This window comes from Staphylococcus argensis (genome assembly GCF_002902305.1).
Classification (GTDB): Bacteria; Bacillota; Bacilli; order Staphylococcales; family Staphylococcaceae; genus Staphylococcus; species Staphylococcus argensis.
The window spans coordinates 616,075-637,217 of record NZ_PPPX01000001.1; the positions used below are offsets into that span (position 1 = coordinate 616,075).

Consider the following 21,143-nt stretch of genomic DNA (forward strand, 5'->3'; position numbering starts at 1 on the left):
TAATTGAGAAATATTATCTCTTATTTTTAAACCTATTCGTGATGTGATTTAAATGTAATCATCAATCATTTGGGCATACAATATAGGATGGTTTTGGAAATAAGTGATGGAAGCGAGTTAGTGAACACGACTGCATCATTTTAGGGCGTAAAAAAAGATATCTAAAAAAGAAATCGAAATTAATAGTTTTTCAGGGGGGACTTCCTTTTGGCTTATACAAAAAATCAATTCTATCTTAGACGTCTGCACTCGCTGCTAGGCGTAATCCCTATCGGTGGATTTTTACTTATCCACTTGCTTGTTAACCATCAAGCAACTAAAGGGGCTGAAGCTTTCAACCATGCAGCAGGATTTATGGAATCACTACCGTTCTTAATCGTATTGGAATTCTTATTCATTTATATTCCATTAGTTTATCACGGTGTGTATGGGGTACATATCGCATTTACGGCACAAGTTAACGTTGGACATTATTCACAATTCAGAAACGTAATGTTCTTCTTACAACGTATAACTGGTATCATTTCATTTATCTTTATTGCGATTCACCTATGGCAAACACGTCTTCAAAAAGCATTTGGTGGCCACGAAGTGAACTACAATATGGTACATGACTTTGCACAACATCCTGGTTGGTTAATCGCATACATCATTGGTATCTTATCTGTAGTATTCCACTTCTCAAATGGTTTATGGTCATTCTTAGTAACTTGGGGTGTATTACAATCTAAGTTCTCTCAACGTGTCTTCACTTGGGTATCTTTAATTGTATTCCTCATCTTAGGTTACATTGGTGTAAGTGCAATTATCGCGTTCGTATAAATATATAAGTTTAATTTAGTCTTTAGAGTATAACTAGGGGAGTGACAATTTATGGCAGAGAAAAAAATAATTGTTGTCGGTGGAGGACTTGCCGGTCTGATGTCAACAATTAAAGCAGCGGAACAAGGTGCACACGTAGATTTATTCTCACTTGTTCCAGTTAAACGTTCGCACTCAGTATGTGCGCAAGGTGGTATTAACGGGGCAGTTAATACGAAAGGTGAAGGTGACTCACCTTGGATTCACTTCGACGATACAGTTTATGGTGGGGACTTCTTAGCAAACCAACCACCAGTTAAAGCAATGACTGAAGCTGCGCCGAAGATCATCCACTTATTAGACCGTATGGGTGTTATGTTCAACCGTACAAACGAAGGTTTATTAGACTTCCGTCGTTTCGGTGGAACACTCCATCACCGTACTGCATACGCAGGTGCAACTACAGGTCAACAACTTCTTTATGCATTAGACGAACAAGTACGTAGCTTTGAAGTAGACGGCTTAGTAACGAAATACGAAGGTTGGGAATTCCTTGGTATCGTTAAAGGCGAAGATGACAGTGCGAGAGGTATCGTAGCGCAGGATATGACTTCATCTGAAATCAAATCATTCGGTTCAGATGCGGTAATCATGGCTACAGGTGGCCCTGGTATCATCTTCGGTAAGACTACAAACTCAATGATTAACACTGGTTCAGCTGCATCTGTTGTTTACCAACAAGGTGCGAAATACGCGAACGGTGAATTTATCCAAATCCACCCAACTGCAATCCCTGGTGACGACAAATTACGTCTCATGAGTGAGTCTGCACGTGGTGAAGGTGGACGTATTTGGACTTATAAAGATGGTAAACCATGGTACTTCTTAGAAGAGAAATATCCAGACTATGGTAACTTGGTACCACGTGACATCGCGACACGTGAAATCTTTGATGTCTGTGTAAACCAAAAATTAGGTATCAACGGTGAAAACATGGTCTACCTTGACTTATCTCACAAAGACCCACATGAGTTAGACGTTAAATTGGGTGGTATCATCGAGATTTATGAAAAATTCACTGGTGATGACCCACGTAAAGTACCTATGAAGATCTTCCCAGCAGTACACTACTCAATGGGTGGTCTATACGTAGACTACGATCAAATGACTAACATTAAAGGTCTCTTCGCTGCAGGTGAATGTGATTACTCACAACATGGTGGTAACCGTTTAGGTGCCAACTCGCTATTATCAGCAATCTACGGTGGTACAGTTGCTGGTCCAAACGCAGTGAAATACGTAGAAGATATCGAAGACACATACAAAGATATGGATGACAGTATTTATGAACGTCGTGTTCAAGAAGAACAAGAACGTTTCGATAAATTACTCAACATGAAAGGTTCAGAGAACGCATACAAATTGCATAAAGAACTTGGTGAAATCATGACAGCTAATGTAACAGTTGTACGTGATAACAAGAAATTACTTGAAACAGATAAGAAAATCCAAGAGTTAATGAAACGTTACGAAGATATCGATATTGAAGATACTCAAACTTGGAGTAACCAAGCAGTATTCTTCACTCGCCAATTATGGAACATGTTACAATTAGCACGTGTTATCACTATTGGTGCATACAACCGTAATGAATCTCGTGGTGCACACTACAAACCAGAATTCCCAGATCGTAACGACGATGAATGGTTGAAGACAACATTAGCTGAATATCAAGGTAAGCACGAAGCGCCTAAATTCACTTATGAAGATGTAGATATCAGCTTTATTGAACCTCGTAAACGTGACTACACTAAAAAGTCTAAAGGAGGTAAAAAATAATGGCAGAACAAACTCAAAGCCAACAACCTCAACAAAAGCAAAAAGAGCCAATTAAATTAATCATCAAACGTCAAGATAATAATGAGTCTAAACCTTATTATGAAGAGTTTGAGATTCCATATAAAGAGAACTTAAACGTGATTGCATGTTTAATGTACATCCGTAGAAATCCAGTTAACGCTAAAGGTGAAAAAACAACACCGGTTACTTGGGATATGAACTGTCTTGAAGAAGTTTGTGGTGCATGTTCTATGGTTATCAATGGTCAAGCGCGTCAATCATGTTCAGCGATCATTGACCAATTAGAACAACCAATCAAACTTGAACCAATGAGTACATTCCCAGTTATTCGTGACTTACAAGTTGACCGTTCTAGAATGTTCGACAACTTGAAACGTATGAAAGCTTGGGTACCAATCGATGGTACTTACGACTTAGGACCAGGACCTCGTATGCCTGAGAAGAAACGTCAAACAGCATACGAATTATCTAAATGTATGACTTGTGGTGTATGTTTAGAGGTATGTCCTAACGTAACAAGCAACAATAACTTCGTGGGTGCACAAGCGATTTCTCAAGTTCGCTTATTCAACTTACACCCAACAGGTTCAATGACTAAAGATGAACGTTTAGATGCTTTAATGGGTGGCGGAGGCCTTCAAGCATGTGGTAACTCTCAAAACTGTGTGAACGCATGTCCTAAAGGTATCCGACTTACAACATCTATCGCGGCTATGAACAGAGAAACTTCATTCCATATGTTCAAGTCATTCTTTGGTTCAGACCATAAAGTAGACTAATATCATTGCGTCATCGCAAGGGCCCGGCAGTTGCCGGGTCTTTTTCGTTATAATAAAAGGAATATTACTACTGTTTAATTTGAGAATGATACTACTACTTAGAATATTACACTAGATATCTTTTCTATATAGCAGTTGAATTAAATTTAAAAATAGGTTTCGAATTTTATAATGAGCCTGGAATATTAACAGAAATTAGTGTTTGAAATAGATGAAAATGGCGCTTAAGATGAATCTTTTTTAATATTTTCAATGTCGACTCGAGACGCTAGATGGATTTAAGACCACAACGAAAATCCATTCTTTGAGCTCTTTGAGCGAAAAGAATTAGTTGAGTGTGGTCCCATTAGCAAGCGAGAGTCATTATATTGAAAATGATATAACTTTGATTTATATTTCATTTTCGTTAAATAAGCGAAGTAAATGAAGCTATAAATCATGTTGTGCTAAAATGATATTAAATACATAATAAGGAAGTTTTTAATAATGGATAGACCTATCGGTGTGATTGATTCCGGAGTAGGTGGGCTGACCGTAGCGAAAGAAATAATGCGTCAGTTACCGAATGAAACGATATACTATTTAGGGGACGTCAAACGGTGTCCATACGGCCCTAGAGAGGCTGAAGAAGTAAGACAGTTCTCTATTGAACTTGCGAATACGCTGATGCAATATGAAATCAAAATGCTCGTCATCGCATGCAATACTGCAACAGCTGTGGCATTGGATACGTTGCAAGAGATGCTCAATATACCGGTAGTAGGGGTAATTGAACCAGGTGCGCGTACAGCGATTATGACAACACAGAATAACAGTGTGCTCGTACTTGGAACTGAAGGAACGATACGTTCAGAAGCGTATCGACATCAGATCACTCGTATCAACCCTAATATTAAGGTGAGAGGGGTCGTTTGTCCTGGTTTCGCGCCAATGGTTGAGCAGTTACGCTATAAAGATCCAACGATTACAAGTATTGTGATACATCAAACGTTAAAGCAATGGCGACATAGTGATGCAGATACGGTAATTCTGGGATGTACCCATTATCCTTTAATCTATCAACAAATTAACAATTATTTTGACGGTGAGAAGACCGTGATTTCATCAGGTTTAGAAACTGCACGTGAAGTGAGTGCATTGCTCACATTTAGTAGTGAACATGCTGGCTATAAGACATCTCCGAAACATCGCTTTTTTGCAACTGGAGATACAGAACACATTGAATATATTATCCAACAGTGGCTTGGTTTAGACGTCACAGTAGAACAAATTGAAGTCGTACAAGGAGATGAGGATTAATGGAAGATTTAGTGATTGCTTCTAGCAACAAAGGAAAGATTAATGATTTTAAGGTAATATTTCCTCAATATCGCGTGATTGGTATTGGAGAGCTTATCGAAGATTTTGATGTCGAAGAAACAGGTACAACATTTGAAGAGAATTCTAGACTTAAATCTGAGGCTGCAGCTCAAGCACTTAATAAACGTGTGATTGCTGATGATAGCGGGTTAGAAATTCATGCTTTAAATGGCGCACCAGGCGTGTATTCTGCACGTTATGCAAGTGCTTCGAAAGATGATGACGCAAATATTGAGAAAGTATTGTCTGAACTCGGCGATACGAAAGATCGAGCAGCTGAATTTGTATGTGTAGTTAGTATGAGTGCCCCAGGTGAGGAAACAGTACAATTTAGAGGTACAGTTCAGGGTGAAATTACGTTAGGTAAAATTGGTGAACATGGCTTTGGTTACGATCCAATCTTTTACGTGCCGGATAAAGGTCAAACGATGGCTCAGCTTAGTGCTGAAGAGAAAAATGAAATTAGTCATCGTCGTCGTGCGATTGATCAGTTAGAAGCTTATTTAAAAGGTGAAGCGCAATGACTCAATTATTATTAATTAGCGATAATCATACTGAAGCAGGTATATTACATGATGTGCTCACGCATAATGAAGATTGTGATGAAGCAATTCATCTAGGCGATTCCCAATTTACTTATGATGATACGGAACTCAGTCGCTTCGTCAGAGTCAAAGGGAACACGGATTTCTACCCTGAATTCCCGGCAGAAGAAATTGTCTCTATTAATGGCATTCGTGCATTCTGCGCACATGGTCATGTGCATCAAGTGAACCGTACGCGTGACATATTAGTGAATCAAGCTAAGATGCATCACTGCGACTTTGCATTCTATGGTCATACGCATGTAGCGAGATATGAAGAAATTGATGGCGTGCATGTGATTAACCCTGGAAGTATTTCTCAATCTCGCAGTCGAGTAGAGGAAACTTATGCCGTTGTGACAATCGACGATGAGACAGGTAAAGGACATGTAGAGTTTAAGAATCGTAAGCATGAAGTCATTCATGAAGTACAATTTGAGTTAAATCGCTAAAAGAAATATCAATTTAACTTGTTTAATACGACTTAGTTAGGGTATATTAAGTAATAGTGTTATTTTATTGACGATAAGACCTTAGCCTTCGTACTTAGAATGGAAGCTAGGGTTTTATTTTTGGAACTATAATTGATTTTCTTCTACTTTAAAATCATTCTAATATTAAGTATGTTTGAACTAAATTATATGTTATAATGAAATTGTAGGTGAGAATCCTACAGGTATATGAACAGTTTTTGTGTGTGAAGGATATTATTCATGTTTACACACTTTCTAACCCGTCTCTTTATGAGGCGGGATTTTTTATGCGATTTTTGAAATCTGATAAGAGTCCGGCGCATTTTTTAATAAAATGAATTTATAAAAATAATGTAATATAAAACACTTTACTTTCGGTGGGGATGGTATATAATAATACTAAACAATACACTTGCACTTTGCCCTTTTACCAAACATGAAACAGACAATCAAAGACTAGGGAGGGATGCGAATGAGCAATCAAAGCATCTTAAAGAAGCATCACCAACGCTTGACGCGATTAGAAAAAGATACACGTGATATAAAATTAGAATTAGTTGAAACGCAAGAGATACAGAAAACTATGAAAGAAGACAATGAAAAATGTACAGCAATACAGGAAGATAGAATCGAGAGAATAGAAAAAAGTAATGAGCAATTTCAACAGAGCCAAGAGAAAAGCGCAGATAGAAATGAAAAATATTACAAAAAAATCATTGCCAATCAAGAAAAGTCTTATGAGGTATTAATAAAAACCAATAGTCAATTTAAGAAAGAAATACGAGAAAATACTGAGCAATTCAAAAAAGAAATGCGAGAAAACACCGAGCAGTTCAAAAAAGAAATACAAGAGAGTAATAAAGAATTTAAAGAAGAACAACTCAGGCTTCGAAAAGAATTGATTGACAGTAATACCCAATTTAGAGAAGAAATACGAGAGCACTGTCAAAGCTTGGAAGCGAATATCGGTAATTTAATAGATCAAAAGATGGAAATTCATGTCAATAACTTGAAATATTCTATGTTACGTTGGGGTGTTGGTATTAGTGTAGGTATTCTTGGATTAGCAGGGAGAGTTTTTGGTATATATTAAATTATCACTAGTTAATTTATTATAGTTACGAGCGTGAAAAGTATAGAGAAAAAAGCTGTTCTTCTATTGAACAAAAACAGAAAACAACTTAGTTTCTTATTAAATAACAAGAAGTTTGAATCTAACCGTTATAAAAAAAGGCTATCCGAGTAGGTAGCCTTTTTATGTATATTACGTTGGCGTAAAAATCTAAATACAGTTGAAAACCATATACATCGATATATAATAAAAGCCCGTTATATCAACGTTTCTAATCACGAGATATAACGAGCGATAACCAAAAAACGTCCTGGGAGGGATTCGAACCCCCGACCGATGGCTTAGAAGGCCATTGCTCTATCCAGCTGAGCTACCAGGACATAACGTTTTTTAACACAACATTTATTATAACTAAATCGCTACAAGAAAGCAATACATCAATCAGTGAAAATTATGTAGATTTTTCACTTATGTAAGCGATTTGCATTGATTTACTAGTAATACTCTAATAGCGATGTGTTGGATTATGAATACTACTTCTTTTTAATATCTACCATCACTTAATCTTTCAAGTTAGGCAACTTCCATATATTGACTTTCAAGTTTTCATTATCCTCCACTTTCTTTCTCGCAACGAATATAATATAGTTCAATAATGAGTAGTTTAAAGAGAGAAAGGGATTGTATTATGAAACCGACCATGCTTATTGATTTTGATGATACGTTAGTAGACTTTATAGATGCAGAAATTCAAGCTTTTTACACAATAGCTAAAGATTATCTAAATGAAGCTACTGAATCTGATTTACAAACGTTTATGCGAGTGAATCAGGCGCATTGGGAAGCTTTCCAACGAGGAGAGCTCAATAAGGAAGAAGTGTTGAACCACCGTTTCCGAAACTTCTTTGCGAGATACGATATCGAAGTTGATGGTCCGAAAGTTGATCATGAGTATCGCACTGCGTTATCGAAAGCGACAGTGAAGTACATGCCGCACGTGCTAACTACTTTAGATATTCTTAAAAATCACTACGACCTCTATATCGTGACGAATGGTGTGCGCATTACGCAATTACGTCGTTTGAAACAAACGCCTTTCGAAACGATCTTCAAAGATATCTTCATCTCTGAAGATACAGGATCTCAAAAACCTAAGCCTGAGTTTTTCGATTACGTATTCAATCATATTGGCAACGACAGAAGAGAAGATGCAATCATTGTTGGTGATTCTTTAACTTCTGATATTCAAGGGGGCATCAATGCTGGAATTCGCACTTGTTGGTACAACGGCCGAGACAAGGTCAATGATTCTGACATTCAACCTGATTACACAATTCAGAGCTTTGACCAACTTGTTCACTTAAAATAAGTTTTGATTAAAAACCAATAAAAAAGAGTTGATGAAAGGTGAGTAAGTGCAAGTGTTAAGCAATTGACCTCAATCATCAACTCTGATTGTTATTATTTAGTTGGTGTCCACAATAGTACATCGTTGCCTTCTTGGTTCTGTTCACCTGTATCTTCGAAGCCATGTTTCAAGAAGAAATCTTTAGATTTATTACGTGCAATAACTTTGATTGGTAAGTTATGTGACTTGGCATAGTCGAGTAGTGCTTGACCATAGCCACGACCTTGAAATGCTTTGAGAACTTCAAGTTTCCATAATACTAAGTAATCATCATATTTAGGGAAATAAACTTCTTCCACTTTACCTTTACGATAAAGTGCCATACGAGCGCCAAGACGATCACCTACGTATATGCCGTAGAATGGAGAGTCTGAACTAGCATCGATCATTTCCCCACGCAGTTCATCAACCATAAATAGATCTTTGTTCCCGAAGTTCCTGAAATCTTCGAAAAGTTCGTCGGTCTTGTAATTAATATCGAGACGCTTTACGTCACTCATATTCTTTCCCCCTTGAATTGATTTAATACCATTATACCGTAAAGTGAATTATGATGACAAAATTTTATAATTTATCATCTTTGGATAATTGTTGTGGCCTTAATATATATTACCGATTACAATGGTGAAATTTTTCTTATTCTCTCCCATATATAGCAAGCCGTATAATTGTCAAATATTACTATAATCTTTATACTGAAATAGAACAGAATGACTAAGGAGAATAGGTATGGACTGTAAGACGCTTAAACTTAAAGACGACAATCAATTTATCACTAGCATCGCACATAATGATGAACACGTGACTCAATTTATCAATTACAATGCTATGGCAGAGGAAAGTTATGCTACTCGACTTCAAAGTCCAAACAATGGTAGAGAAGAGGCTTTAGCTGAAATAATCGAGTACTTTATGAGTGATTTGTCGCTAACTGATGCACAACAAGAGAATATTTCTCAACTTGCTAATGGCGCTAAAGTAGTTATTGGTGGCCAACAAGCAGGTTTTTTAGGCGGCGCTCTTTATACTTTTCATAAAATAATGTCCATCGTCACATTGACGCAATCTTTACGCGATAAGTATGATCATTCAGTTGTACCTGTGTTCTGGATCGCTGGGGAAGATCACGACTTTGATGAAGTCAATCACACATACGTCTTTAATCAAAGCGATGCCCAATTACATAAGGTGAAATATCATACATTACAGCCACCTGAAACGTGTGTTTCTCATTATCGTCCTGATAAAGGCGAACTTAAGCAAGCTGTGGACGATTTCTTTAAACAGTTGAATGAAACTCAAGCTTCCCGTCCACTCAGAGATATGTGTCATAAGATTATTGCTGATTTCGACAGTTGGTCAGATATCTTTAAAGCGCTTGTGCACGAGGTCTTCAAAGAATACGGTATATTACTTATCGATGCACATGATTCCCAGTTACGACATCTCGAACGACCAATGTTTAAACGTATTATTGAACAACATCAGTCTGTTGATACTGCTTTTAGACAAGGGCAGAGTAAGACGATTGAAGCGGGTCTTGAGCAGATGATTCAAACAGAAACGAATGTACACCTATTTCTCGAACACGACCAAGCGCGAGAGTTACTCATTTATGAAGATGGGAAGTTTAAGTTGAATAAAAGTCAGGAGACGTTATCTAAAGAAGAACTACTTAATATAGTAGAAACGCACCCAGAACGTTTATCTAACAACGTAGTGACACGTCCTGTGATGGAAGAGTGGTTATTCAACACGGTCACTTTCGTTGGCGGGCCAAGCGAGATTAAATACTGGGCCGAACTTGCACAAGTCTTTAAGACACTAGAAGTAGAAATGCCTATCGTCTTACCACGTATGCGTATCAGTTATCTCAATCCGAGAGTGGAGAAATTATTACAACGTTACGACATTCCGCTTGAAGAGGTTATTGAAGAAGGTGCAACACGTCATAAAGATGAATTTGTCAGAGCACAAGCTTCAGATACGTTTATCAATAAAGTTGAAGAGATGAAAGTACAACAAGAGGCGCTTTACCAATCTCTCCAACGAGAATTAGATGATAATCACGATAATACAGTTCTACTTGATAAAAATAATGAGATTCACCAATTCCAATATGATTATCTTATCCAACGTTATTTACTAAATATTGAAAGAGAAAATCATATTAGTATGACGCATTTCAGAGAAATTGAATCAACGCTCCACGCGATGGGTGGTTTACAAGAAAGAATTTGGAATCCACTCCAAATTATGAATGAATTTGGGACAGATGTGTTCAGTCCCTCCACCTATCCACCACTTCCTTACACATTTGATCATATTATCGTTAAACCTTAGAGTACGTAGAGGTTTGCCCGATTTGCTATCATTGCAGATCGGGCTATTTTTATGTCTATTTGAAAGAATTCGGGTAAATTTTATATAAATAGTGGAGGATAGTGGGGAGATGTGGTAAATTATATATATGGAAGGTGAGGTGAGGTAGAATGTTCATGGGTGAATACGAGCATCAGCTTGATACGAAAGGCCGTATGATCGTGCCTTCGAAGTTTCGCTATGATCTCAATGAACGTTTTATCATCACACGAGGCCTTGATAAATGCTTATTCGGCTATACTTTGGAAGAATGGCAGACGATTGAAGAGAAGATGAGAACCTTACCTATGACCAAGAAAGATGCGCGTAAATTTATGCGTATGTTCTTCTCCGGTGCTGTCGAAGTAGAGTTAGATAAGCAAGGGCGTATTAATATTCCACAGAATTTAAGACAATACGCTAATTTATCGAAAGAATGTACAGTAATTGGGGTTTCAAATCGTATAGAGATTTGGGATCGTGAAACTTGGAATAACTTCTACGATGAATCAGAAGAAAGTTTCGAGGATATTGCTGAAGATTTAATTGATTTTGATTTTTAAAATGGAGGAATTGAAGTGTTTCATCACGTCAGCGTCATGTTGAAAGAGACCATTGATTATTTAAATGTTAAAGCAGATGGTACTTATGTTGACTGTACTTTAGGTGGCGCGGGTCATGCCCTCTATTTGCTGAATCAATTAGGTGATCAAGGCAGATTGATTGCGATTGACCAAGACCAACATGCTTTGGACAACGCGCGAGAAGTTTTAAAAGATTACCTTGATAAAGTTACTTTTATACATAGTAATTTTCGGAATATAACAGAAATTTTAAATGATTTAAATATTGAAAAGGTAGATGGTATCTACTACGATCTTGGCGTTTCTAGTCCTCAATTAGATGTACCAGAACGTGGATTTAGTTATCATCACGATGCGAAATTGGATATGCGCATGGATCAGACTCAAGAGTTAACAGCTTATGATGTAGTTAATACGTGGTCGTTCCATGATTTGATGCGGATATTTAGTCGTTATGGTGAAGAGAAATTTGCGAAACAAATTGCAAGACGCATTGAACAACATCGGGAGAAAGAGCCCATCGAGACGACGTTACAGCTCGTCGATATCATTAAGGAAGGTATTCTTGCTAAAGCGAGACGCAAGGGTGGCCATCCCGCGAAACGCGTCTTTCAAGCGATTCGGATTGCCGTCAATGACGAGTTAGCAGCTTTCGAAGATTCGTTGGAACAAGCTATAGCTCATACCGAGGTAAATGGCAGAATCTCTGTTATTTCCTTCCATTCCCTCGAAGACAGGCTATGTAAACAAATGTTCCAAGAATACGAGAAAGGTCCGGATGTACCGAGAGGCGTCCCAGTCTTACCGGAGGAATACACACCTAAGCTTAAACGTGTGAATCGCAAGCCAATTACCGCTACTGAAGAAGATTTAGAAGATAATAATCGTGCGCGTAGTGCGAAATTACGTGTCGCTGAGATACTTAAATAAGGAGTGAATCTTAATTATGGCTGTAGAAAAAATATATGAACCTTACAACACTGCACCACAACACGCACCCGAAACACAACCTTCGGAACAGCCAAAGCAGTCTGTAAAGAAGAAAGTAGTAGTTAAACTTACTAAGTTCGAGAAAATGTTATACATAGGGTTGATAACCGTAATTGCCTTTATCAGTATATATATGCTATCTTTAAAAATGGATGCGTATGATACACACGGCAAGATTGCAGATTTAGACCATAAAATCGAACAACAAGCAAGTGAAAATAGTTCTATAGAATCTGAAATTAAGAAAAACTCTTCATATGAACGCATTTACGACAAGGCAAAAGAACAAGGAATGAGCCTTAAGAACGACAATGTAAAGGTAGTGCGTAATAATGGCGAAGCGAAAAATTAGACTTAAAAAACCCATTTTTAAACTAAAAAAAAATAAAATAGGGGCAGTCCTACTCACTCTCGGATTCGGACTGCTCTTTTTTACGTTAGCGCTAAGATTCACTTACATCATGCTAACCGGTCACTCCTCGGGTCAAGATTTAATCATGAAAGCGAATCAGAAATACCTCGCTCAGAAGACTGAGCAACCTGAAAGAGGTAAGATTTACGATCGCAATGGTAAGATATTAGCTGAAGACGTTGAACGGTACAAGATTGTGGCCGTCGTCGATAAGAAAGCTGACGAAGGTAGCGATAAGCCGAAACATGTGGTCGATAAAAAGAAGACCGCTAAGAAACTCGCTACTGTCTTAGATATGAAACCGAAAGAAATTGAAGATAAACTCAATAATAAGAAAGCATTCCAAGTCGAATTTGGACAAAAAGGAACAAATATCAAATATAAAGAAAAAGAAAAAATTGAAAAAATGAACTTACCTGGTATTGCACTTTATCCTGAAACGGAACGTTCTTACCCGAATGGCAACTTCGCTTCGCATTTGATTGGAATGGCTCAAAAAGACCCTGATACAGGCGACTTAAAGGGTGCGATGGGTGTCGAAAAGATTTTCGATAGCTATCTATCAGGTCATAAAGGATCACTCTCCTACATCAGTGATATTTGGGGTTACATCGCTCCGAATAGTAAGAATGAGAAGATGCCGAAACGCGGTGATGACGTGCATCTCACACTCGATTCGAACGTTCAAGTCTTCGTTGAACGCGCACTCGATGAGATGGTTGATCACTTTGCACCTAAAGATCTCTTTGCGGTCGTAATGGATGCGAAGACAGGTGAAATTCTCGGTTACAGTCAACGACCTACTTTTAACCCAGAAACAGGGAAAGACTTCGGCAAGAAATGGGCGAATGACCTTTATCAGAATACGTATGAGCCTGGGTCTACGTTCAAGACGTATGGACTTGCAGCAGCGATTCAAGAAGGTAAGTTTAAGCCAAATGAGAAGTATAAATCGGGTCACAGAGATATCATGGGTTCACGCATCTCAGACTGGAACAAAGTCGGTTGGGGTAAAATACCTATGACGTTAGGATTTACATACTCTTCCAACACGTTAATGATGCATCTCCAAGATTTAGTTGGCCCAGATAAGATGAAGGATTGGTACAAGAAATTTGGCTTCGGCGAAACGACAAATGGTCTCTTTGATGGCGAAGCTAAAGGTGGCATTGCTTGGGATAACGAGGCGCAACAGAAGACATCCGCCTTTGGTCAATCCACTACAGTGACACCGGTACAAATGATTCAAGCACAATCTGCATTTTATCATGATGGAAATATGGTGCGTCCGTGGTTTGTGAACAGTATAGAGAATCCAGCCACACATGATACTTTTTATAAAGGTAAAAAAGAATACAATGGTAAACCGATTACTAAGGATACAGCTAAGAAAGTCCGTACTGAGTTAGATAAGGTAGTCAACAGCGAGAAAAGTCACGCGCAGAACTATCGTTTGAAAGGCTACAGTATGGAAGGTAAGACCGGTACAGCACAAGTTGCGAGCAAGAATGGTGGATACGAAGAAGGGGACAACCCTTATTTCGTAAGCTTTATCGGTGCAGCGCCGAAGAAAGATCCACAAATCATTGTGTATGCAGGAATGTCGTTAGCTCAGAAGAACGACCAAGAAGCCTATGAAATGGGTGTGAGTCGTGCTTTCAAACCAATCATGGAGAATACGTTGAAATACTTGAATGTCGAGAATAGTAACGGCAAAGACAAATCCGATGTGAAGTATAGTAAAGTACCGGATGTCGAAGGCCAAGAATTAGACAAAGCGAAGACAAGTATTGAATCGAAATCGCTTAAAGCGGATGTGATTGGCAGTGGTAAGAAAGTAACGAAACAATCTGTGAAAGCGGACAAATCATTACTGCCACACAGTCGAGTACTATTGCTTACTGATGGCGATTTAACAATGCCTGATATGTCAGGTTGGTCGAAAGAAGATGTGGTTGCGTTTGAACAATTAACGAATATTAAAGTAGACATGAAAGGTAGTGGCTATGTCTCTGATCAATCTGTCAGCCAAGGTACTAAGGTAGGCAAGAAAGATAAAGTCACTGTATCATTATCTGCTGAAGATATTGATGGCACCGAAGATCATAAAAAACAAGATTTAGATACGTCGAAAGATGGTAAGAAAGATAAAGATAGTAAGAATAAGGATGAGGGTTCAAAGAAGAAAGATAAAGACAAAGATAAGAAAGATCAATCTGATCAGCATGACAACAAGCAATCTGAGAAACAATCAGATGGTTAAAGGCTTGAGAAGATAGAATAGCAAGTGACGGTTACGAAACGGTAGTGCAACAATATAGGGAGTGGGAGCAGTGAAGGTGAAACTTTTAGGATAGAGCATCTCCCCTCCTTGTATGCTACCTTGTCCGTTCGCTCTTGCTATTCGATACATAATCCACCAAGTAACGTGTAACATTGACCCGAGAATTGAGGAGGAAACTATGATTTATTTATTGGCAGTCATTGCATTTTTAATCACATTTATATTGGTGCCATTACTCATTCCAACTTTAAAACGAATGAAATTTGGACAAAGTATTCGTGAGGAAGGACCTCAAAGTCACATGAAGAAGACCGGTACACCTACGATGGGAGGTTTGACATTCCTCATCAGTATTATCGTGACAACGATTCTAGGCATTATCTTCACAGACTATACCGCAGAATTAACCTTGATGCTCTTTGTCACAATTGGTTTCGGTCTCATTGGCTTTATCGACGATTACATTATTGTAGTTAAGAAGAATAACCAAGGTTTAACGAGTCTACAGAAGTTTTTAGCGCAAATCGCTATCGCAGTGATTTTCTTCTTCTTTAGCTATATATTCAACTCTGGTGATATGTCAGTGGGAATTCATATCCCATTCACTGAAACTGAAATACCACTGTCATTCTTCTATGTCATCTTCCTAGTCTTCTGGCAAGTTGGCTTTTCAAATGCAGTCAACCTTACAGATGGCTTAGATGGCCTTGCGACTGGTTTATCTATCATCGGTTTCATCATGTATGCGATTATGGCATTTATTCTAGATCAACCCGCAGTCGGTTTCTTCTGTATCATTATGATTTGCGCGTTAGCTGGTTTCTTACCGTTCAACCTCAATCCAGCTAAAGTGTTTATGGGTGATACAGGTAGCTTAGCATTAGGTGGTATATTCGCTACCGTTTCTGTCCTTTTAAATGCTGAAATCTCACTGCTCTTCGTTGGTTTCGTCTTCGTGATTGAGACGTTATCAGTGATGATGCAGGTCGCATCTTACAAGTTGACAGGTAAGCGTATTTTTAAAATGTCACCGTTACATCACCACTTTGAATTATGTGGTTGGAATGAGAAGAAAGTAACGACAGTATTCTGGACAGTTGGTTTAATTACCGGATTAATTGGTTTATGGATTGGAGTGCACTAATTTAAATGTTGAGTTATACAGGGTTAGAAGATCAAGACGTACTTGTACTTGGATTAGCGAAAAGCGGCTATGAAGCGGCGAAGTTATTAAACAAACTCGGTGCGAAAGTCGTAGTTAACGATGGTAAAGATTTGAGTCAAGATTCTCATGCCAAAGATTTAGAACAAATGGGTATTGAAGTCGTTGGCGGACAACATCCATTGTCATTATTAGATAAGAATCCCATCATCTTTAAGAACCCCGGCATCCCTTATTCTGTACCTATTTTACAAGAAGCGCAGAAACGTAATTTGAAAATCTTAACAGAAGTGGAACTCAGTTACCTCGTATCTGAAGCACCGATTATCGGTGTGACGGGTACGAATGGTAAGACGACAGTGACCTCGCTCATTGGTGATATGTTCCAGAAGAGTCGTGAAGTAGGGCGACTGTCAGGGAATATCGGTTATGTCGCTTCTAAGGTTGCACAGGAAGCGGCACCAGAAGATTACTTGATTACCGAATTATCTTCATTCCAACTCTTAGGAATTGATACGTATCGTCCTCATATCGCAATTATTACCAACATTTATTCTGCGCATCTCGACTATCATGAAACACTCGAGAATTATCAAAATGCGAAGAAGAACATTTATAAAAATCAAACTGAGGATGACTACTTAATTTGTAACTATCATCAACGTCATCTCATTGAGTCTGAATCACTCAAAGCGCGTACATATTACTTCTCTACTCAACAAGAAGTCGACGGCATTTACATTGAAGATGACTACATCGTCTTCCAAGGATTCAGAATCATTCATGTTGATGATGTCGTCTTACCTGGTGAACATAACTTAGAGAACGTCTTAGCAGCAGTGCTCGCTGCGTTACTTGCAGGTGTGCCAGTACGAGCGATTATTGACAGTTTAATCACTTTCTCTGGTATTGAACATCGCTTGCAATATATTGGTGCGAATAAGACGAATAAATACTACAATGACTCTAAAGCAACGAATACTTTAGCGACTCAATTCGCATTGAACTCATTTGAACAACCGATTATTTGGTTGTGTGGTGGACTAGATCGAGGTAATGGTTTCGATGAACTCGCACCATACATGACGAATGTTCGCGTGATGATTGCTTTCGGAGAGACGCAAGACAAATTTGTTAAATTAGGTTCTAGTCAAGGGAAATATGTTATTCGTGCTACAAACGTTGAAGATGCAGTAGACAAAGTGCAAGAAATTATAGAACCTAACGACATCGTGCTGCTCTCACCAGCTTGTGCAAGTTGGGATCAGTACAACACATTTGAAGAACGTGGTCAGAAATTTATTGATCGCTTCCGTGCGCATTTACCACAGTTTTAAAGGATGTGACTTAACATGTCAGAGAATGAGAACGTAAAGCAGTTTGATTCCAAATATCTGAAAGCAAAACGTATCGCAAGGCGACGGAAGCAAAGACGTATTCAATTTATTGTCTTTGGCATCTTGCTCCTCTTCATCATCTTGCTGCTCCTTTACATGTTTACACCACTGAGCAAGATTAAAGAGGTGGAGGTCAAAGGGAACGACAACGTGAGTACAAGTGAGATTAAGAAGACAGTCAATGTGACGAATCGTTCGCGCATGTATACTTTTAGCACGAAGAAAGCCGCTAAGAAATTGGAAGATAAGACACTCATCAAACATGCGAATGTACACAAACAATTACCGAATAAGTTGATTGTTGACGTATCAGAGTACAACATCGTTGGTTTAGTGAAGAAGAAAGATGACTACGTGCCTATCCTCGAGGATGGTAAAGAGCTTAAACATCTTTCTGGCTCTGCTAGCAATGGTCCTGTACTGACTGGTTTTAGTAAAGGTAAAAAGCAAGACATCATAGATGCGTTGAATAAGATGCCGAGCAATGTGCGAGCCGCTATTTCAGAAATCAGCTATGAACCAACTAAAGGAAGTGAAAATCAAATTAAGCTTTACACTTCCGATGATATTCAAGTGTTGGGTAATATTCGCACGATTGCTAAGAAGATGAAGTACTATCCGCAAATGACAGAGGCACTCGATCGAGATGAAAGTGGTAACCTTAAACGTAATGGCTACATCGACTTAACAGTGGGTGCTGCATTTGTTCCGTATAGTGAGAACGACGATGACCAATCTGATTCTGAGAAGAATGTCAAAGCAGGATCTGAGCATGAAGATAAAGCGAAAGATGAACTCCAAGAAACATTGAATAAAATTGATAAAAACAAAGATAAAAGTGATGATAAAAATAATTAAAAAATTTAGATAAACAGATGTGTTTATAGTTCACAAGCAATGCTACGTATTGTAAACTGAATGTAGTATGTACTTGAAATGTAATTGTCAGGAGGTGCCTATCTATGGAGGAACATTATTATGTAAGTATAGATATTGGTTCATCGAGTATAAAAACAATAGTAGGCGAAAAATTTCACAATGGAATTAATGTGATAGGTACAGGACAAACCTATACGAGCGGAATTAAAAATGGATTAATTGACGACTTTGATATCGCACAACAAGCGATTAAAGATACGATTAAAAAGGCATCTATCGCTTCAGGTGTAGATATTAAAGAAGTCTTCTTGAAACTACCTATTATCGGTACAGAAGTTTATGATGAAACAAATGAAATTGAATTTTACGAAGACACAGAACTCAACGGTACACATATCGAGGATGCATTAGAAGGTATTCGCGATAAGAACGATGTTGAAGGTACTGAAGTGATTGATACTTTCCCAATCAAATTCTACGTGGATGGGGACAACGAAGTATCAGATCCGAAAGAACTCGTCGCACGTCATTCTTTACGTGTAGACGCAGGTGTTATCGCAATCGAACGCTCAATCTTAATCAACATGATCAAGTGTGTTGAATCATGTGGCGTCGATGTCTTAGACGTTTATTCTGATGCGTATAACTATGGATCAGTGCTCTCAGCTACTGAACGTGAATTAGGCGCATGTATCATTGATATTGGTGAAGATTTAACTCAGCTCGCTTTCTATGAACGTGGTGAGCTCGTAGATGCAGACTCCATCGAAATGGGTGGACGAGATATCACAGATGATATCGCTCAAGGTCTCAATACGACACACGATACAGCTGAGAAGATTAAGCATCAATACGGTCATGCCTTTTATGATTCTGCTTCAGATCAAGATGTCTTTAGTGTTAATCAATTAGACAGTGAAGAGACAGCGCAATATACGCAGAAAGATCTCGCAGATATTATCGAAGCGCGTGTCGAAGAAATTTTCTTCAATGTATTTGACGTTCTGCAAGAGCTTGGTTTGACGAAAGTAAATGGCGGCTTTATCGTAACAGGTGGTTCGGCTAATTTACTCGGTGTCAAAGAGTTATTGCAAGATATGGTTAATGAAAAGGTTAGAATTCATACACCTTCACAAATGGGTATCAGAAAGCCGGAATTTTCTTCTGCTATCTCAACAATATCTAGTAGCATTACTTTCGATGAGTTATTAGATTATGTTACAATAAGTAATCATGATAGTGAAGAATTTGAAGAAGAAGAAATCGAACCAGTCGAGAAAGATACTTCTTCTAAATCTGGTGGATTTGATTGGTTCAAGAAGAAGACCAACAAATCAGAAACAACACATCACGACGATGTGAAAGATACTGAAGGTGCAAGAGAGCCATATAGTGTTGAACATGGTGAACATGAACAGCAAGAAGCTCAACCTAAAGAAGAAAGTAAATTTAAAAAATTGATGAAATCTCTATTTGAATGATTGGCCATTAATACTAGGAGGAAATGCAATGTTAGAATTTGAACAAGGATTTAATCATTTAGCGACGTTGAAAGTCATCGGTGTAGGGGGCGGCGGTAACAACGCCGTAAACCGTATGATTGATCACGGAATGAATAACGTAGAATTTATTTCTATCAACACTGACGGACAAGCTTTAAACTTATCTAAAGCTGAGTCTAAGATTCAAATCGGTGAGAAATTAACACGTGGTTTAGGTGCAGGTGCTAACCCAGAAATCGGTAAGAAAGCAGCTGAAGAATCACGTGAACAAATCGAAGACGCGATCCAAGGTGCGGACATGGTATTCGTAACTGCTGGTATGGGTGGCGGTACTGGTACAGGTGCTGCGCCAGTAGTAGCGAAGATTGCTAAAGAAATGGGCGCTTTAACAGTAGGTGTCGTTACTCGTCCATTCAGCTTCGAAGGTCGTAAACGTCAAACTCAAGCAGCAGCTGGTGTTGAATCAATGAAAGCTGCAGTAGATACATTAATCGTTATTCCTAACGATCGCTTATTAGATATCGTTGATAAATCTACGCCAATGATGGAAGCGTTTAAAGAAGCAGACAACGTTCTACGTCAAGGTGTTCAAGGTATCTCTGACTTAATCGCTGTTTCAGGTGAAGTTAACCTCGACTTTGCCGACGTTAAGACAATCATGTCTAACCAAGGTTCTGCATTGATGGGTATCGGTGTATCATCTGGTGAGAACCGTGCTGTTGAAGCAGCTAAAAAAGCGATTTCTTCTCCATTACTTGAAACATCTATCGTAGGTGCTCAAGGTGTGTTAATGAACATTACAGGTGGAGAATCACTTTCATTATTCGAAGCACAAGAAGCAGCAGACATCGTACAAGATGCAGCTGATGAAGATGTCAACATGATCTTCGGTACAGTCATCAACCCTGAGCTTCAAGATGAAATTGTAGTGACAGTTATCGCTACTGGCTTCGAAGACAAACCAGCTTCTCAAGGACGTAAAGCGTCTAACACTGGTTTCGGTTCAAGCGCAACTGGTAGCTCTAGTTCTCAACAAACATCATTCTCTACACGCTCAACTGAAAGTTCAGGTGGCGTAGAGAATACGACTGAAAGCAGAAGTCATTCTACTAAAGAAGATGACATTCCAAGCTTTATCAGAAACCGTGAAGAAAGACGTTCAAGAAGATCTAGACGTTAATCACCAAGTGATAAAGCGATATAGCTGAGTCTGGTTAACACTCAGTCATAAATTAA

At 38.5% G+C, this 21,143-nt stretch carries 19 protein-coding genes and 1 tRNA gene; 18 read left to right on the plus strand and 2 right to left on the minus strand.

Annotated elements, in window-relative coordinates; all coding sequences use genetic code 11:
• Positions 1–207: 207 nt before the first annotated feature.
• The 7 genes from CD039_RS03090 to CD039_RS03120 all read left to right on the plus strand — a co-directional run bounded on the left by CD039_RS03090 (position 208) and on the right by CD039_RS03120 (position 6,949).
• Complete coding sequence (locus CD039_RS03090; protein WP_103371074.1) at positions 208–822, plus strand: succinate dehydrogenase cytochrome b558 subunit; 615 nt, start codon at positions 208–210, stop codon at positions 820–822.
• 51 nt (positions 823–873) lie between these two features.
• Entirely contained in the window at positions 874–2,640 is a 1,767-nt protein-coding gene (gene sdhA / locus CD039_RS03095; RefSeq protein ID WP_070502930.1) for a succinate dehydrogenase flavoprotein subunit, read from the plus strand.
• Entirely contained in the window at positions 2,640–3,440 is an 801-nt protein-coding gene (sdhB, locus tag CD039_RS03100; RefSeq protein ID WP_103371075.1) for a succinate dehydrogenase iron-sulfur subunit, read from the plus strand. The genes sdhA and sdhB overlap by 1 nt, the downstream gene beginning before the upstream one ends.
• Positions 3,441–3,926: 486 nt before the next feature.
• Positions 3,927–4,739, plus strand: coding sequence for a glutamate racemase (racE, locus tag CD039_RS03105; RefSeq protein WP_103371076.1), 813 nt, complete (start codon positions 3,927–3,929; stop codon positions 4,737–4,739).
• On the plus strand, positions 4,739–5,323 hold the full coding sequence (locus CD039_RS03110; RefSeq protein WP_103371077.1) for an XTP/dITP diphosphatase: 585 nt from the start codon (positions 4,739–4,741) through the stop codon (positions 5,321–5,323). Before racE ends, CD039_RS03110 begins: the two co-directional genes overlap by 1 nt.
• The gene (locus CD039_RS03115) at positions 5,320–5,835 is read left to right on the plus strand and encodes a metallophosphoesterase family protein (protein WP_103371078.1); all 516 of its coding nucleotides are present in this window, start codon (positions 5,320–5,322) and stop codon (positions 5,833–5,835) included. Before CD039_RS03110 ends, CD039_RS03115 begins: the two co-directional genes overlap by 4 nt.
• Positions 5,836–6,328: 493 nt before the next feature.
• Entirely contained in the window at positions 6,329–6,949 is a 621-nt protein-coding gene (locus tag CD039_RS03120; protein WP_103371079.1) for a hypothetical protein, read from the plus strand.
• 285 nt (positions 6,950–7,234) lie between these two features.
• Here the strand turns inward: CD039_RS03120 and CD039_RS03125 are convergent.
• Positions 7,235–7,308 (minus strand) — tRNA-Arg (locus CD039_RS03125).
• A 308-nt stretch (positions 7,309–7,616) separates the two neighbouring features.
• On the opposite strand from CD039_RS03125, the gene CD039_RS03130 reads away from it, so the two are divergent.
• Entirely contained in the window at positions 7,617–8,297 is a 681-nt protein-coding gene (locus tag CD039_RS03130) for a YjjG family noncanonical pyrimidine nucleotidase (protein ID WP_103371080.1), read from the plus strand.
• 92 nt (positions 8,298–8,389) lie between these two features.
• Here the strand turns inward: CD039_RS03130 and CD039_RS03135 are convergent, their stop codons facing one another.
• Positions 8,390–8,836 carry an N-acetyltransferase gene (locus tag CD039_RS03135; RefSeq protein ID WP_103371081.1) on the minus strand — a complete coding sequence of 149 codons (447 nt, stop codon included), beginning with the start codon at positions 8,834–8,836 and terminating at the stop codon, positions 8,390–8,392.
• 229 nt (positions 8,837–9,065) lie between these two features.
• Here CD039_RS03135 and bshC point away from each other — a divergent pair, with 229 nt between their 5' ends.
• The 10 genes from bshC to ftsZ all read left to right on the plus strand — a co-directional run bounded on the left by bshC (position 9,066) and on the right by ftsZ (position 21,087).
• On the plus strand, positions 9,066–10,679 hold the full coding sequence (gene bshC / locus CD039_RS03140; RefSeq protein WP_103371082.1) for a bacillithiol biosynthesis cysteine-adding enzyme BshC: 1,614 nt from the start codon (positions 9,066–9,068) through the stop codon (positions 10,677–10,679).
• Positions 10,680–10,828: 149 nt separating this feature from the next.
• A complete protein-coding gene (gene mraZ / locus CD039_RS03145; RefSeq protein ID WP_002472823.1) occupies positions 10,829–11,260 on the plus strand; it encodes a division/cell wall cluster transcriptional repressor MraZ in 432 nt (143 codons plus the stop codon).
• A gap of 15 nt (positions 11,261–11,275) precedes the next feature.
• Positions 11,276–12,211, plus strand: coding sequence for a 16S rRNA (cytosine(1402)-N(4))-methyltransferase RsmH (gene rsmH, locus CD039_RS03150; protein WP_103371083.1), 936 nt, complete (start codon positions 11,276–11,278; stop codon positions 12,209–12,211).
• Between the two features lie 16 nt (positions 12,212–12,227).
• Positions 12,228–12,623 (plus strand): cell division protein FtsL, encoded by a 396-nt coding sequence (gene ftsL, locus CD039_RS03155; protein ID WP_103371084.1) that lies wholly within the window; start codon positions 12,228–12,230, stop codon positions 12,621–12,623.
• Positions 12,604–14,946, plus strand: coding sequence for a penicillin-binding protein (locus tag CD039_RS03160; protein ID WP_103371085.1), 2,343 nt, complete (start codon positions 12,604–12,606; stop codon positions 14,944–14,946). The genes ftsL and CD039_RS03160 overlap by 20 nt, the downstream gene beginning before the upstream one ends.
• Positions 14,947–15,145: 199 nt before the next feature.
• Positions 15,146–16,111 (plus strand): phospho-N-acetylmuramoyl-pentapeptide-transferase, encoded by a 966-nt coding sequence (gene mraY, locus CD039_RS03165; RefSeq protein ID WP_103371086.1) that lies wholly within the window; start codon positions 15,146–15,148, stop codon positions 16,109–16,111.
• A 5-nt stretch (positions 16,112–16,116) separates the two neighbouring features.
• Complete coding sequence (gene murD / locus CD039_RS03170; RefSeq protein WP_103371087.1) at positions 16,117–17,466, plus strand: UDP-N-acetylmuramoyl-L-alanine--D-glutamate ligase; 1,350 nt, start codon at positions 16,117–16,119, stop codon at positions 17,464–17,466.
• 15 nt (positions 17,467–17,481) lie between these two features.
• On the plus strand, positions 17,482–18,384 hold the full coding sequence (locus CD039_RS03175) for a cell division protein FtsQ/DivIB (RefSeq protein ID WP_103371088.1): 903 nt from the start codon (positions 17,482–17,484) through the stop codon (positions 18,382–18,384).
• A 104-nt stretch (positions 18,385–18,488) separates the two neighbouring features.
• Positions 18,489–19,886 (plus strand): cell division protein FtsA, encoded by a 1,398-nt coding sequence (ftsA, locus tag CD039_RS03180; RefSeq protein WP_103371089.1) that lies wholly within the window; start codon positions 18,489–18,491, stop codon positions 19,884–19,886.
• A 28-nt stretch (positions 19,887–19,914) separates the two neighbouring features.
• On the plus strand, positions 19,915–21,087 hold the full coding sequence (gene ftsZ / locus CD039_RS03185) for a cell division protein FtsZ (protein WP_103371090.1): 1,173 nt from the start codon (positions 19,915–19,917) through the stop codon (positions 21,085–21,087).
• Positions 21,088–21,143: the final 56 nt, after the last annotated feature.